Source organism: Nonomuraea sp. NPDC049480, assembly GCF_044465905.1.
Lineage (GTDB): Bacteria > Actinomycetota > Actinomycetes > Streptosporangiales > Streptosporangiaceae > Nonomuraea.
In genome coordinates, this window is record NZ_JBITMD010000040.1 from 26959 (window position 1) to 40561 (window position 13603).

A 13603-nucleotide genomic window follows, 5' to 3' on the forward strand; every position below is an offset into this window, starting at 1 on the left:
CGCCGGACGATGCCCGAAAACCGAAGGACGAGGGCCGGCGGAGATCGCGATCGCGGGCGCTCAGTGATCGGGTAACCGGCCACCCGCAATACAATCCGCACATGCGCTCCACCCTCAGCAACAGAGCCGGTCGTCGGCACCGGCATGTCTGAGCCTCGAGACGAACCGATGCCGGCAGGGTCGTTCGGCAAGGCTTCCGAGGAGAAGTTCGTTCTGTCCCGCCGATACGCCGCAGGCACGGGCGGTGTACGGGGACTGCTGATCACGCTTCTCGGTGATTATGTGCGTCCTGCCGTGAACCCCGCCCCCACATCGGCCTTCGTCGATGCGCTGGGGAGGTTCGGCGTCAAGGAGGAGGCTTGCCGCCAGGCCCTGGCGCGGGCTTCCGCGGATGGCTGGCTCATTCCCGAACGTGAAGGGCGGTACACGTGGTGGCACCTCAGCCCGGCGTTTCGGCAGTTCCTCAACTTTGGCGCTGAGCGGATTTTCGGCTTCACCGCGACCCAGCCGGAGTGGGACGGCAGGTGGCTGGTGGTGCTGGCACGAGCCGCGGAGACGAATCGGGCCGGACGCCACCTGCTGCGCACGCGACTGCGGTGGGTGGGATTCGGCAACCCGGCGCCGGGTGTGTGGGTCAGCACGCACACCGACCGGGTCGGCGAGGCCGAGTTCGTACTGGACGAAGCCGAGGTCCGCGAGGAGGCGCAGATCTTCCTGTCCGAGTACCTCGCCGGCGGAGAGGTGTCGGCCCTCGTCCGGCAAGCGTGGGACCTGGACGAAATCGCGCGGCAGTATGAGGCGTTCCTCGCCGAGTTCACGCGGCCGCCCTCCAACGATCCGTTGGTCAGGCACACACAACTCGTGCACGCCTGGCGCCGGCTTGCGCTGATCGATCCCGCACTGCCTGCGAAACTGCTGCCTCCAGGGTGGAGCGGCGCACGCGCCGCCAAGCTTTTCCACCGGCAACATGCCAGGTGGGAGCCGGACGCGATGCGCGAGTGGGAACGCATCAGCAGGCAGCCGGGATAGATCTCGTCGCGCCGACGCTGTCGAGGCAACGGCTCGGCATGCGGCCACGCCCGCCCAGGCCGCCGATGCGCCCGCAGGCCTCAGGTGAAGGCCAGTTGCCTCCAGTTCTTGATCTCGTCGGCTGTCAGCGTCTTGGTGAAGATCGCCGCACGGCCACCGCGCCGGCCCGGCGCTGGCCGCCGCCCTGGTCGGCACCGAAGCGCAGAGGCCTGGAGGTGCAGCCGGTGATGCCCTCGGAGGTGGCCTGTCGGCGGTAGCCGCTTCCAGCGATCTTGACCTCGGCCGCGAAGGTGGCCTCGGGCAGGAGACCGAGAGTGGTGTTCCCGGTGACCATGTAGGTTTTTCCGTCGAGCACCAGCCCGCTGCCAGTGGGCGCGGTGGCGTCATAGGTGGCGGTCCCGCCCGTGACGGTGGCGTCGCGTCCGTGGCCCGAGGAGTCGACGATCGTGCCGCCCTGCTCGGGGTTCAAAGCGACCAGGATGGAGCCGGGCTCGGGAGAGACGCAGGGGGACAGGGTGAGCGCGGCCGTGAACGGCGTGCTCGGCGGGATGGCAGCGGGGACCTTCAAGGCCACAGCGGCCTCGTTGTGGATGGCCTGCCAGTAGGAGTGGAACGGCGAACCGGGCTTGGTGTCACATCCGTTGACACGGTAGATCTGACCAGGCCAGTCTTGCCCGATGGCAGATCGACCTGTCGGATGCCCAGGCGGGCAAGACTGTCCTGACCCCCGCTGCGGACAGCGTGGGCGTGGTGTCACTCCGCAATGCCAGGATCGGGACGCTGCAGGACCTGTCACAGGACGGGCCGAGAACGGAGCTTGACGGCGCCGTCTACGAACGCCTTCAGCCGCTGCCACCGCATTCGGCCCGGGCGCGGCTGGTCTGGCTGCGGCGCGGCTGCGACGTCTACACGCCTCATCCGTACGAGCAGCTCGCCTTCGCCTACCGAGCCTCCGGCCTGGACCGGGAAGCCAGCCAGGTGCTACGCGAAAAGCTCCGCCAGGCCGCCGCTGGGCGAGGCCTCACCCAGCGGGCGTGAGGGCGAGTCCAGGACCTCGTCCTCGGGTACGGCTACCGGCCGTGGCGGGCGGCCATCGGCGTCACCCTCCTGCGGCATGGCGGCAGTCGCCCTTCTTCACCGATGCCGAACGCGCTGCCCTGGCATTGGCCGAAGCAGCCGCCCGTATGAACGACCAGTCCGCCGACGCCATCCCTGACGCGATATGGGACGACCTCGTCAAGCACTACGACGAGCGGCAGCGCGCGACACTGATCCTCTGGATGGCGATGAGCAACTTCTTCGACACTGTCAACAACATCATCAAGGACCCCGCCGGCACCACCTGGAACTAGCGGGTCTTAAACAATCCGCGAACCGGTGTACATGATCGGCCTTAAGTCCGGCGCGGCGCTGGATCCGCCGCCACGTTCCCTGGCTGATCCCCGGCAGACTCCCCATCATGGTCCGGTTTGGTTCCGTGGACCGGGGGCTGGACGCGCTCGCCTCCGCCGGGAACCAATGCACGGTCTGGATCGACCGGGTCTGACGTACCACGACATCATCGACGGCGGTCAAGGGGAAGGACCGATGCGCCAGCAGATCGTCAGCGGTTGGCCCATCGGTTTCGCCCGTGGGGAGCACGTCATGTCGAGGCGGCGGTCGGTGCGTAGTTGGATCTCGCCGTAGAGCGCCACGTCGGTGTGCAGGATTGAGGGCTCACCCTGGACCAGGATCCAGTTCTCGATCATCGTCATCGTCACGTGCACGCGCCCGAAGCACGGTTCGATCTCGACCCGTGTCAGTCGTCGTCATCAGTCGTCGTCACAGTCGGGTGTCCGGGTTGCGTAGCTCCCGGACACCCGCCGGGCCGAGGTCGGGCAGCGCGAAGGTGTAGGTGCCGATCACGTTGATGTGCCGGCGAACGAACGGCGACAACCGGGCGACATCCTCCTCAGCGAGCGGGTAGCCCGCGGCCCGCAGACTGCCCAGGGCGTTGTCGATGTAGGAAGGTGGTTGCGGCGGGTGGTGCCGGAGAACCCGCGGTCGATGTAGATGCGGTCTGCGGGGACGTCGAGGGTCAGGAGTTGTTCGGTCTGGATGATGACGTCTTGCTCGTCGGTGGAGCAGCGGGCGTAGGCGACGCGGGTTCCGTTCACACGCTCCAGTGTTCCGGATAAGGGGCCCTCACCTTGAGGATCCCCTTATGGAACGCCGCCATGATCACGCGGCTGTCAGCCCGATTGTGGGTCAGCGCGCAGACTCGCAGGACTTGCAGGCCATCGGATTCGGTAGGGCAGCCTGAGGTGTCCTGGTCAGGGCGCCGGGACGCGGGCCTGTCACCGGTGCTGTGCAGTGCCCAACTCGTTGCTATACCGGGCGAGGACGTCCTCGGCCGTGGGGACGGGGCCGAACAGCTGCTCCTGGCGGCGGGTGTCGGCGACGTAGCGGCCGGTGTCGAACCAGCCGAACATCGCGGCCATGTCCTTGATCAGGGGCATGAAGCGGCCGGCGCTGGCTTCTGCGGTGCGGGCGACGGCGGACGGGACGGCCCACACTTTGATCTTCTTTCCGGCCCTGCTGCCCATGAGGTCGGCTACCTCGCGCATACTGACCGGATGGTCCCAGCCGATGTCGATGCGCTCACTGTCGTCGGCCTCGGCGTCGACTGCGGCTGCCAGGTACGCCGCGAGATCGGAGGTGTGGACGAAGGTCAGCGGGACGGTGGTCTTGCCGATCCAGATCAGGCGGCCCTTGTCGATCGGGTCGCCCGCCATGCTCGCGATCTGGTCGAGGAACGCCCCCGGCCGCAGTGCGAGGAACGGGACGCCGAGCTGTTCGAGTTTGTCCTCGGCGAGCTTCTTGTGCCAGAAGTGTGGGACATCGGGCGTCTGGTCGCTGGTGAGGATGCTGGTCAGGACGAACCGTCGGATGCCGGCGCGGTGGGCGGCCTCGGCGAGGTTGGTGTTGCCGACGGTGTCGATGTCGTGCGCGTTCTTGCCGCCGCGGGTGTAGCCGGCGGCGGTGGTGATGACGGCATCGGCGCCGTTCATGGCGGCGACGAGCGAGTCGAGGTCGAGCATGTCGCCGCGGGCGATCTCGACACCCCGGCTTTCGAGCCTGCTCGCGTCGCTGGCCGGCCTCACCAGGGCACGGACGTTCTTGCCGCGCTTGAGTAGTTCGTCGACGACCTTGCCCCCGAGAGAGCCGGTCGCCCCGACGACGAGGACCGGGAGGGTGGTGGAGTCGGTGGCAGTCATGGGGTTTCACTTTCCATCAGGTCAGGAGCGAAGGGGCTTGATCGCCGAGGTCGAAGGCGGATGGGACGGGGTGATGCGGCCGTTCTCGATGTGCAGACGGCCGGCCAGACCGGCGAGTTAGCCGGATTCTTCTGGCGGAAGCGCGCGGCTGGTGAGCGCCTCGGCGATGGCGTAGGCGGTGTCGACGAAGGACTCCGCCTGCTGCTCCGACAGGTTCCGCGAGGAGGTCTCCTCCAGGGTCTGCCACAGGGCTGCGATGGGTTCGCGCATGGCACGGCCCTTGTCGGTGAGATGGACCACCATGACGCGCCGGTCATGTGCGGCCGGCTCGCGGACGAGCAGGCCGGCGTCCTGCATCCGGCGCAGCGACTTGGAGACGGTGGAGTGGTCCAAGCCGACGCTTTCGAGCAGCTCGGACTGGGTCTGGCCGTCCCGGTCGAAGAGCTGCATCAGCAGCAGTTCCTGTCCGGGATGCAGGTCCATCGCGCGAAGCAGGGCCGCGGCGTGGGCGCGGTGGGCGCGGGCGAGCTGGAAGATCGCGTAGCTCATCGGCCCCTTGCCGGCCGTCGTGGGGATGTGGGGCATGGTTCGGCTCCTCAAGACGTGTAGGTGGGATAGTCGGTGTAGCCGGCCGCTCCGCCGCCGTAGAAGGTGGCCGGGTCTGGGACGTTCAGCTCCGCGCCGGCGCGGAGCCGCTCCACCAGGTCCGGGTTGGCCAGCGCGAGGGCGCCGACGGAGACCAGGTCGGCCGTACCGTTGTCGATGTCCTTGGCGCGGGTGGGCAGATCGGTGCCGCCCCGATTGAGGATCAGCGTGGCCGGCCACTGCGCGCGCAGGGTGTCCAGCAGAGCCTCCTCGCCCGCGTGCATCACGTGGAGGTAGGCCAGGCCCAGCGGGCGCAGCGCGTCCAGGAGCGCCGGATACAGCTCGGCGGTGTCGGACTCGGCGATGTCGTTGTAGGGGTTGCCGGGGGAGATGCGCAGACCGGTGCGCTCCGCGCCGATCTCGCCGGCCACGGCGGCGGCGACCTCGACGGCGAAGCGGATGCGGTTGTCAAGGGAGCCGCCGTAGCGGTCGGTGCGCTGGTTGGTGTTGTCGGACAGGAACTGGTGCACCAAGTAGCCGTTGGCACCGTGGATCTCCGCGCCGTCCGCGCCCGCCGCGACAGCGGCCGCCGCAGCGCGCCGGAAGTCGTCGACCGTCGCCGCGACCTCCTGCGTGGACAGCGCACGGGGCTCCGGCATCTCCTGGGGCCCGGACGCGGTGAACATCACGCCCTCGGGGCGGATCGCCGACGGGGCGACCGGCCGGCGCCCGTGGGGGGTGTTGTCGGGGTGGGAGATGCGTCCGACGTGCATCAGCTGGATGACGATCCGGCCGCCGGCCGCGTGCACGGCGTCAATGACCTTGCGCCACCCGGCGATCTGCTCGCCATTGTGAATGCCGGGAGTGAGGAGGTAGCCCTGGCCGTCGGCGGAGGGCTGGGTTCCCTCAGTGATGATCAGCGCGTGCGAAGCTCGCTGGGCGTAGTACTCGGCGTTCAGCTCGGTCGGGACGCCTTCCGGCGTGGAGCGGTCACGAGTCATGGGGGCCATGACCAGACGGTGCGGCAGGGATATGCCGCCGACGGTGGCCGGCGTCCACAGAGAGTCCAGCATGCGTGGTCCTTCGGTGCGGCAAGGCCCGGGTGGGCATCGGGAAGCGGCGGGTCGGGGTGGATGAAGAGGCGAGCGTGTTCAGCCGACGGCGAGGACGAGCTTGCCCCGGACATGCCCGGCGTCGCTGACCTGCTGGGCCGTGGCAGCCTGGTCGAGCGGATAGGCGGTGACGGTGGTGACGATCTTGCCGGTCGCGGCGTCCTGGGCCAGGGCGGCCAGGCGGGCGGCCGAGGCCTCCGCGGGACCGCTGGCGAAGGTGATGCCGAGCTGCTGCGCGCGGAAGTCGGCGATGGTGACGATGCGATCGGTGCCGCCCCGCAGGGTGATGGAGTCCTCAAGGGCGCCCTTCCCGGCCAGGTCGAATACCGCGTCCACGCCGTCGGGGCGAGCGCCCGGACCCGCTCGACCAGGCCCTCGCCGTACACGGTCGCGGTGGCGCCGAGCGAGGTGAGATAGTCCTGATTCCCGGGGCAGGCGGTGCCGATGACACATGCTCCGCGGGCCGTGGCGAGCTGGACCGCCAGGGTTCCGACCGCTCCCGCCGCGCCGTGCATCAGCACGGTCTCCCCGGCGGCGACGCCGAGCAGGTTCAGGACCCGCTCGGCGGTCTCACCCGCCACCGGCAGCGCGGCCGCGTGCTGCCAGCCGAGGGCGGCGGGCTTGGGGGCCACGATGGTGGCCAGCGCGTACTCGGCGTACGAGCCGGTGTCCGACCAGCCCAGCACCTCGTCGCCGACCTGCACGTCGGTTATGCCCTTACCCAGGGCGTCCACCACGCCGGCGAGCTCGCGACCGGGAACGGCGGGGAAGGGCGTTGGGTACACGGCCTCCAGCATCCCGGAGCGGATCTTGCCGTCCAGCGCGTTCAGCCCGGCAGCCTTCACGCGGACACGGACCTGCCCGGGGCCGGGCTGCGGGGCCTCGATGTCCGCCTCATGCAGTACTTCCGGGCCGCCGAAACGGTCAAAAACGATGGCTTTCATGACAGCTCCTCACGTTGCGCCACACATTAGGTGGCTAGACACATAACCACTGTACATCAAATATGTGGCTAGCCAAGTATCTGCTGCCGCCCGGACCGCACGAGATCGACTGCGGCCGGCGGCGAGGCCGCCTGATCACCGCGACTGCACGGGCGTCATGGGAGCTACCTGGAATTGCCGGCTTCTAGGGTGAGGGCGGACCGGGCGCCCTTCCCCCGTCGCCCGGTGCCGCACCCGGGAGTGTCCCGGCCGCCGCAGCAGCCACGCGCGGTCGGAGGCCGGCGAGTTGCTGATCGAGCAGGGCCGTCAGCCGGCGTCCAGCGCCCTCCGGCTAGCGGCCCCGGCCGTCTCGGGGCAGGCGGCGATCAGGCGCACCTGCGGTCCCAGACGGTGAACGCGGCCTCGCGGATGACGACGCGGGCCGCCGTCGAGGACCGACGGGACGCTGCACAACGCCAGCACGAACAACCTCTCCGAGCGTGCCACGCCGTGCTCGGGGGAGTAGCTGGGGGAGACGACGAGCGTGCCGTCACGCGGGTCGGTGTGCAGGAAGTCCAGCCAGAACTCGGCGCTCCCTTGATCACTGGGTAGGCGGTCTCGCGCAGGTAGTCCACGTCGCCGGTGAACTGGAGGGCGGCATCAAGGGGTGAGCGCCACGCCCGAGCCCGGCCAGTACCAGGAGCAGCAGCCCGGCCGACGCCCAGGCCGCCCAGTCGCCCAGCCGCCCGTAGAGGGTGGTCTGCGCGTGGTCGGGCAGTGTGGCGGTGACCGTGGTCATCTCCTTGGCGCTGCGTGCCTCGGCCAGGACACGTCCCCTCGGGTCGCTGACGACCAGCAGTCCTGCGCGGGCGACCCGGGCGACCGACAGGCCGCTCTCGACCCCGCGGGTGATCGCCATCCGGCTGTGAAGCCAGGCGTCGTCGTCGAAGTCCCACGCGGGGGCGAGCAGGGCGGTCGCTCCCCTGTTGCGGTAATCGCGGACCAGCTCGGGGAAGTCCAGGTCCTTGCAGATGATCAGGCCCCATGTGGAGCCGGGTAGAAAGGCCAGACTCTTACCCGGCGTGAACTCCGACTCCAGGCCGGGAATCATGTGCTGCTTGTCGTACTCCACCGGGTAGGCGAGGGCCGCGTTGAACTTCACGTCGCCCTTGCGGAGGATGGCGCCGACGACGACGTCCACACTGGGCCGGCCCAGTGGCAGCGAAGAGTCGGTGCGGAAGGTTGCCTCCGGCAGGATCACGACGCGGGCGCCCCCGGCTGCGGCGGCTTCGATCGCCGAGGTGTAGCGGCGCGAGAGTCCCTGTCCCTGCGGGGAGCTCAAGTCGGCCGAGCCGCGCGGGTCGTCGGTGGAGACGAGCGCGACCTGCCGGCCGGAGCCGTCGGCGGGGGCCATCAGGCGCCAGGCACCGTGACCGAGCGCCACGGCCACGATCGCGCCCGCCGTGACGGCGACCCGCAGCCTGCCGGGCGCGCCGGGCGCGAGCAGGGCGGCGATGGCGGCAGGCACCAGCAGGAGCAGGAAGGTGATGCCCCAGACCCCGGTGAGGGCAGCGGTCTGCAGCACAGGTAACACGTCCGCCTGGGTGTAGGCCAGACTCCACCAGGCGCCGTGCGGCGCCGACAGCGACATCGCGTACTCCAGCGCCACCCATGCCGCCGGTACGGCCAGCGCCGCGAGGACCGGGCGGCCCCTGGCCAGGAGGGTGCGGAAGATCAGGGTGACAAGGCCGAACGCGATGGACGTGCCGATGATGACGGGCGCCGTCACGACCAGGGGGGTCTCGATGGTGCCGGAGTAGTAGGACCACATCTGCGTCTGACCGCCCAGCCAGGCCAGTGACCCGGAGGCGAAGGCCGGACCGGCGCCCACCCTGCTCGCCACGAGCAGGACGGGCAGGAATGCCACCCAGGTCAGCCAGGACACCGGATGGAGCCCGGTGCCCAGATGCAGCAGGAGCGCCGAGAGCAGAGCGGCGGCGACAGGAGCGAGTTTGTTCATGCCTCGATGATCTGGACAACGCCCCGGCGGGCGCGTCAGTCGTGAGCGTGATCTCCGATGTCACTCCCACCGGCGACGACGAGGCCGGACTCATAGGCGAAGGCGACCGCCTGCACCCGGTCGCGGAGGGCGAGCTTGGTCAGCATGCGGCTCACGTGCGTCTTGACCGTGTGCTCGGTGACGACCAGCTCGGTGGCGATCTCGGCGTTGGACAGCCCGCGGGCCACGAGCCGCAGCGTCTCGCGCTCACGGTCGGTCAGCTCGCCCAGTCTGGCCGCCAGGCGCGGCGCGACATCGTGGCTAGGCCGTCTGACCAGGTCCTCCAGCAGTCGTCTGGTGGCGGCGGGGGACAGCAGCGAGTCGCCTGCCGCGATGGTGCGTACGGCTCCCGCCAGTTCGTCCCTGCGGATGTCCTTGAGCAGGAAGCCACTGGCTCCGGCGCGTACGGCGTCGTAGACGTACTCGTCCAGGTCGAACATGGTCAGCACCAGAACCTTGGCCGTGGTGGCCGCGCAGATCAGCCGGGTGGCCTCGATGCCGTTCATGCCCGGCATGCGCACGTCCATCACCACCACGTCGGGTCGCAGTTCCACGGCGGCGGCCACCGCGGACTCGCCGTCGGCCGCCTCGCCCACGACCTCCATGTCCGGTTGCGAGCCGAGGATCAGACCGAAGCCCGCCCTGAAGAGATCCTGATCGTCGGCGACGAGCACGCGCAGCATGATCCCCATCAAACAGGAAAGGCCGCCCTGACCACGAATCCGCCGTTGTCGCCTCTCCCCGCGTGCAGGGTGCCGCCGCACGCGGCGGCGCGTTCCCGCATCCCGGCTAGGCCGTACCCGCCGGAGTGCCCGTTCGGCCCGCCGCCCCCGTCGGCGACCTCGACGTCCAACCCCTGCTCGCTCCAACGCACCCCCACGTGGACGGCGGGCGTTCCCGCGTGTTTGAGCACGTTGGTCAGGGCCTCCTGGACGATCCGGTAGGCGGCCGCCTCGACCCCGCCCGTGATGGGTCGCGGATCGCCCTCGATGGTCAGCGTCGTCTCAAGACCGGTGCGTTCGAGCAGTCCCGGCAGGCCGTCGAGGCGGGGTTCCACGAGGTCGCCGCCCGCTGAGCGCAGCGCCGTCAGCAGCCCGCGCAGCTCGATGAGGGCACCTCTGCCAGTCTCGGCGATCGCGTCGAAGGCCGCCTCGACCCGCGCCGGATCCAGTGGCCCCGCCTCCGCCTGCACGACCATGAGCCCGACGGAGTGGGTGACGATGTCGTGCATGTCGCGGGCGATGCGGGTGCGCTCGCGGGCCACCGCCGCGATGTGCTCCTGCTCCAGCCTGCGTGCCCGTTCGGCCAGCTCGGCCATGCGGGAGTGGCGGGCGCGGGCGCTGGTACCCAGCGCGTAGGCGGCCACGAACGCGGTCCCGATCAGCCGGATGGTCTGGCCGTCCTCGGCGGGCAGGGCCAGCGAGACCCCCACGGTGGCTGCGACGATCGGGATCGCGGCCATCCGCACCCGGAGCGGGCTGAGCTCGGCGACGGTGTACAGGGCCACGAGCGGCCCGAACGGCAGAAACGGCTTCTCCCACATGACCATGACGGTCATCGCCGCGCCCACCAGCAGCCCCACGGCCATCGGCGCACGGCGCCGCCACCACACCGGTGCCGAGGCCAGGAAGCCCAGCGCCACGATCCACCAGGCGCGCGGCTCGGGCACCAGCAGGGGGCCCACGGTGGCCACGGTCACCGCACCAGTGATCACGATTTCGGTCGTGCGCGACGACAGCAAAGGCATCCGCCCACTATCCCTAAATTTCGGGACAGCGGGCATCGCTCTCAGGAGTGATCAGGCGAGTCCCTCTCTGCGCTCGTAGCTGCCTCTTGGTTTCGCCTTCCTCGTCGAAGTCGAGCTGCAGGGGGCTGCCCGCGTAGCGGGCGGTGATCCCGGCTCCGCCGATCGCTTGGGATTTGCGGATGTGACCGAGCGCGCGGTAGGTGATGTCGGGCAGGGCGGCGGCCAGCAGGCCGCGGGTGGCCGAGGCGCCCTGGGCGTCGGAGTAGTCGGTGGCGACGCTGACGACCTCGATGCCGGGCGTCTCACGGGCGTCGGTGATCGCCTGGTGGCGGCGGCGCGTGTGCTGGTAGCCGGGATGCCGACGTGGCCGGCCAGCCGGTGGCCGAGCGAGGCCAGATACTCCCGTACGCGCGTCATCGCCCCGTAGTCGTCGGCCCACACGCTGGTCAGCGGCAGGTCCACGCCGCGACTGCAGCCCGGACAGCACGTGGGCGAAGAACGGCTCCACGCCGAGCGTGCGGGCGGGGCGGGTGATGACGGTTATCGTCAGGTGCACTGCCTCGGTACTGCCGCCCTGGGCCCGCCGCTCCGGTCGCTGCAACCGGACGCAATGCAGCTGTGCATCGTGCTTGTTCGGTGAGATAGACCGGCGCCGAGGCCGCCGCTCACCCGGCCAGCAGCGCCGCCGTGGCCGCGTCGGCAGGCAGGAACGCCTCCAGCTTGAGCTCCGCCACGGTCACGTCCAGCGCGGTGGCGAACGTCGTCACCGTGGTCGTCAGCCGCAGCTCGCCGCGCGCCGAGCACAACCGTACGGGGACGGCGAACCCCACGTGGTCGGGGCCCGGCGCGGCGTGCGGCACGTAGCCGGACAGCTCCTCGTACAGGTCGTCCCGGGGGATGCGGTCGAGGATGTGCTGCGCCCACTGCTCCAGGTTGACGATTCGCGACGCCAAGCCTTCCGGGTGCAGGGAGAGGCGCAGCACATTGACCGGCGGGCGCAGCAGGTGCTCCGCGACGCCTTCGGTGAGCAGACCGAACGCGTCGTTGGCGAGCACCAGCTCGTGCCGCGCGTCCACGACGATCGCGGGATAGGGCAAGTGTCCGGTCAGGATGTGCCGCAGCGCGGTGCGCACGTGCTCCAGACCAGGGTCGTCCATCGAGGTCTGCGGGTAGACAGCGGCGTAACCGGCCGCGAGCAGGAGCTCGTTGCGCTCCCTCAGGGGCAGCTCCATCGACTCGCCGAGCCGTACCACCATGGACCGGCCGGGCCGGGAGCGGCCGCTCTCCATGAAACTCAGGTGGCGTTGCGTCGTGCCCGCGCGCAGTGCGAGGTCGAGCTGGCTCAGACGGTGGCGCTGCCGGGCCGAGCGCAGGGCATGAGGGAAGTCCACCCGCCCAGTGTGCCGGACCTGTCCATTCCTTCGAGGGAATTGCCGACATTCCCGGAAGGGAGCACGATCCGTCCCATGAACACGCGACTGGGGGTCCTGCTCCCTACCAACCACAGCCAGTGGGACGACGCCCGGCGGCTGGTCGACTTCGGCGTGCGCGCGGAACGGCTCGGCTACGACTCGGTGTGGGCCAACGACACCCTGCTCGGCCCGCGCGTCGAACCGCTGGCCATGCTCGCCGCCCTCGCGCCGGTGACCGAGCACGTCACACTGGGCACGGCGGCGCTGCTGCCTGCCTTCCGCCGTCCGGTCACGGCCGCGCAGGAACTCGCCTCCATTGACCACCTGTCCGCTGGGCGCCTGGTCGTCACCGTGGGTGCGGGCTTCCCCGGCCGGTCGGAGATCGAGTACGCGGTGTCGGAGGTGCCGTGGGAGCGCCGCTTCGGGCGGCTGGACGACACGGTGGCCCTGTGGCGGGCACTGTGGGCGGGCAAGCGGGCTTTCCACGGCAAGGTGCTGCGCTTCGACGAACTGCCCGAGTCCACGCGCTCCTATCGATCCGGCGGGCCGCCGATCTGGCTGGGCGGAGCGAGCCCGTCGGCGCTGGAGCGCGCCGGGCGGCTCTACGACGGGTGGCTGCCCTACCCGCCCGATCCCGCCGACTATCGGGTGGGCCTCGCGACGGTACGACGCGCCGCGGCGTCGGCGGAGCGACCTGTGGACGCGATCATCCCGGCGCTGTTCGTCACTGTGCTGGTCACCGCCGACGTGGAAGAGGGAGAACAGCAGCTCGACACCTACTGCCGGACCACGTACGGCCTGCCGTACGAGACGGTGCGGACGATCCAGGCGATGGTCGCGGGTCCGGCCGAGCAGGTGGCCGGCACGCTGGCTCGCTATGCGGCGGCGGGCGCGGAACACCTCGTCTGCCGCGTCGCTGCGCCGTCCCTCGACGCCCAGCTCGACCAGCTGGAGCTCATCGCTGAGATCGCCCGCCCAGCAGTTGGAAAGCCCTCCAGCCGCTGAGAGCGGATCGAGCGAGTTGACGGGCTGCCGTGGGCGAGTACCGCGGCGAGCGCCGCCGCGTCGCGCAGGGCGGGGTTGGCCCCCGCCCCGGCCGCCGGGCTCATGGCGTGGGCGGCGTCGCCGAGCAGGGTGACGCGGATGGTCTCCCAGGGCGGGGATCGGCACGCCGGAGCGCAGCTCCAGCGTGAAGACCTCCCGCCAATGGGCGATCACCCGCAGGATCAGGGATGCCAGCCGTACGTCATCTCCATAACGAGGGACCTGAGCCGCTCCTGCGTCATCAGGCACACGTCGGACGGGAGGTCTTGGGCGCGGGCACCGAAGGAGCAGGTGGCGTAGTCACGGGTGGGCGCGACACGGGGTGTTGGGGCCATCCGGCCGAAATTGAACGTCAGAGAGCATTTCAGCAGCTCAGAGTAATGATTGGTGCGCGAACGTGCGCCACAGGCAAGATCAGGTCTACGCGTTTACTGC

16 protein-coding genes and 3 pseudogenes are annotated in these 13603 nt (G+C 70.1%); 4 read left to right on the forward strand and 15 right to left on the reverse strand.

The genetic code is table 11. From position 1 onward, the window contains the following. The first annotated feature begins 168 nt into the window (after positions 1-168). Positions 169-1029, forward strand: a complete 861-nt coding sequence (locus ACIBX3_RS55900) for a PaaX family transcriptional regulator C-terminal domain-containing protein (protein ID WP_397128993.1) — start codon at positions 169-171, stop codon at positions 1027-1029. A gap of 124 nt (positions 1030-1153) precedes the next feature. Here the strand turns inward: ACIBX3_RS55900 and ACIBX3_RS55905 are convergent, their stop codons facing one another. Then, the gene (locus tag ACIBX3_RS55905; RefSeq protein WP_397128994.1) at positions 1154-1603 is read right to left on the reverse strand and encodes a hypothetical protein; all 450 of its coding nucleotides are present in this window, start codon (positions 1601-1603) and stop codon (positions 1154-1156) included. Positions 1604-1779: 176 nt separating this feature from the next. Here ACIBX3_RS55905 and ACIBX3_RS55910 point away from each other — a divergent pair, with 176 nt between their 5' ends. After that, positions 1780-2067 carry a hypothetical protein gene (locus tag ACIBX3_RS55910; RefSeq protein WP_397128995.1) on the forward strand — a complete coding sequence of 96 codons (288 nt, stop codon included), beginning with the start codon at positions 1780-1782 and terminating at the stop codon, positions 2065-2067. Between the two features lie 146 nt (positions 2068-2213). Continuing rightward, a complete protein-coding gene (locus tag ACIBX3_RS55915; RefSeq protein WP_397128996.1) occupies positions 2214-2381 on the forward strand; it encodes a hypothetical protein in 168 nt (55 codons plus the stop codon). Positions 2382-2600: 219 nt separating this feature from the next. Here ACIBX3_RS55915 and ACIBX3_RS55920 read toward each other — a convergent pair whose 3' ends face one another. The 13 genes and pseudogenes from ACIBX3_RS55920 to ACIBX3_RS55980 all read right to left on the reverse strand — a co-directional run bounded on the left by ACIBX3_RS55920 (position 2601) and on the right by ACIBX3_RS55980 (position 12103). After that, positions 2601-2789 carry a hypothetical protein gene (locus ACIBX3_RS55920; RefSeq protein WP_397128997.1) on the reverse strand — a complete coding sequence of 63 codons (189 nt, stop codon included), beginning with the start codon at positions 2787-2789 and terminating at the stop codon, positions 2601-2603. A 61-nt stretch (positions 2790-2850) separates the two neighbouring features. Continuing rightward, complete coding sequence (locus ACIBX3_RS55925) at positions 2851-3030, reverse strand: Tn3 family transposase (RefSeq protein WP_397129057.1); 180 nt, start codon at positions 3028-3030, stop codon at positions 2851-2853. 23 nt (positions 3031-3053) lie between these two features. Then, a pseudogene (locus tag ACIBX3_RS55930) lies at positions 3054-3185 on the reverse strand (recombinase family protein); the annotation flags it as partial. Between the two features lie 180 nt (positions 3186-3365). Further along, the gene (locus tag ACIBX3_RS55935) at positions 3366-4286 is read right to left on the reverse strand and encodes an SDR family oxidoreductase (protein WP_397128998.1); all 921 of its coding nucleotides are present in this window, start codon (positions 4284-4286) and stop codon (positions 3366-3368) included. A 117-nt stretch (positions 4287-4403) separates the two neighbouring features. Continuing rightward, positions 4404-4871 carry a MarR family winged helix-turn-helix transcriptional regulator gene (locus ACIBX3_RS55940; RefSeq protein WP_397128999.1) on the reverse strand — a complete coding sequence of 156 codons (468 nt, stop codon included), beginning with the start codon at positions 4869-4871 and terminating at the stop codon, positions 4404-4406. An 11-nt stretch (positions 4872-4882) separates the two neighbouring features. Beyond that, complete coding sequence (locus ACIBX3_RS55945; protein WP_397129000.1) at positions 4883-5944, reverse strand: alkene reductase; 1062 nt, start codon at positions 5942-5944, stop codon at positions 4883-4885. A 78-nt stretch (positions 5945-6022) separates the two neighbouring features. Next, positions 6023-6927, reverse strand: a pseudogene (locus ACIBX3_RS55950) (NADP-dependent oxidoreductase). A gap of 306 nt (positions 6928-7233) precedes the next feature. After that, the gene (locus ACIBX3_RS55955; protein WP_397129058.1) at positions 7234-7485 is read right to left on the reverse strand and encodes a hypothetical protein; all 252 of its coding nucleotides are present in this window, start codon (positions 7483-7485) and stop codon (positions 7234-7236) included. Between the two features lie 22 nt (positions 7486-7507). Continuing rightward, on the reverse strand, positions 7508-8926 hold the full coding sequence (locus ACIBX3_RS55960) for a nitrilase-related carbon-nitrogen hydrolase (protein WP_397129001.1): 1419 nt from the start codon (positions 8924-8926) through the stop codon (positions 7508-7510). Between the two features lie 35 nt (positions 8927-8961). After that, positions 8962-9648, reverse strand: coding sequence for a response regulator (locus tag ACIBX3_RS55965; RefSeq protein WP_397129002.1), 687 nt, complete (start codon positions 9646-9648; stop codon positions 8962-8964). Positions 9649-9656: 8 nt separating this feature from the next. Beyond that, positions 9657-10712, reverse strand: a complete 1056-nt coding sequence (locus ACIBX3_RS55970; RefSeq protein WP_397129003.1) for a sensor histidine kinase — start codon at positions 10710-10712, stop codon at positions 9657-9659. 13 nt (positions 10713-10725) lie between these two features. Next, positions 10726-11268 (reverse strand): hypothetical protein, encoded by a 543-nt coding sequence (locus ACIBX3_RS55975; RefSeq protein ID WP_397129004.1) that lies wholly within the window; start codon positions 11266-11268, stop codon positions 10726-10728. Between the two features lie 109 nt (positions 11269-11377). Further along, positions 11378-12103 (reverse strand): helix-turn-helix domain-containing protein, encoded by a 726-nt coding sequence (locus ACIBX3_RS55980; protein WP_397129005.1) that lies wholly within the window; start codon positions 12101-12103, stop codon positions 11378-11380. Positions 12104-12178: 75 nt separating this feature from the next. Here ACIBX3_RS55980 and ACIBX3_RS55985 point away from each other — a divergent pair, with 75 nt between their 5' ends. Further along, a complete protein-coding gene (locus ACIBX3_RS55985) occupies positions 12179-13129 on the forward strand; it encodes an LLM class flavin-dependent oxidoreductase (protein WP_397129006.1) in 951 nt (316 codons plus the stop codon). A 41-nt stretch (positions 13130-13170) separates the two neighbouring features. Here ACIBX3_RS55985 and ACIBX3_RS55990 read toward each other — a convergent pair. Next, a pseudogene (locus ACIBX3_RS55990) lies at positions 13171-13332 on the reverse strand (FAD-dependent monooxygenase); the annotation flags it as partial. Positions 13333-13603: the final 271 nt, after the last annotated feature.

What these genes read in the sequence shown, in the direction of transcription:
- ACIBX3_RS55900 (WP_397128993.1), top strand. Translation starts at nt 169, where the DNA reads ATGCCGGCAGGGTCGTTCGGCAAGGCTTCCGAGGAGAAGTTCGTTCTG.
- ACIBX3_RS55915 (WP_397128996.1), top strand. Translation starts at nt 2,214, where the DNA reads ATGAACGACCAGTCCGCCGACGCCATCCCTGACGCGATATGGGACGAC.
- ACIBX3_RS55935 (WP_397128998.1), bottom strand. Translation starts at nt 4,286, where the DNA reads ATGACTGCCACCGACTCCACCACCCTCCCGGTCCTCGTCGTCGGGGCG.
- ACIBX3_RS55940 (WP_397128999.1), bottom strand. Translation starts at nt 4,871, where the DNA reads ATGCCCCACATCCCCACGACGGCCGGCAAGGGGCCGATGAGCTACGCG.
- ACIBX3_RS55945 (WP_397129000.1), bottom strand. Translation starts at nt 5,944, where the DNA reads ATGCTGGACTCTCTGTGGACGCCGGCCACCGTCGGCGGCATATCCCTG.
- ACIBX3_RS55960 (WP_397129001.1), bottom strand. Translation starts at nt 8,926, where the DNA reads ATGAACAAACTCGCTCCTGTCGCCGCCGCTCTGCTCTCGGCGCTCCTG.
- ACIBX3_RS55965 (WP_397129002.1), bottom strand. Translation starts at nt 9,648, where the DNA reads ATGCTGCGCGTGCTCGTCGCCGACGATCAGGATCTCTTCAGGGCGGGC.
- ACIBX3_RS55970 (WP_397129003.1), bottom strand. Translation starts at nt 10,712, where the DNA reads ATGCCTTTGCTGTCGTCGCGCACGACCGAAATCGTGATCACTGGTGCG.
- ACIBX3_RS55985 (WP_397129006.1), top strand. Translation starts at nt 12,179, where the DNA reads ATGAACACGCGACTGGGGGTCCTGCTCCCTACCAACCACAGCCAGTGG.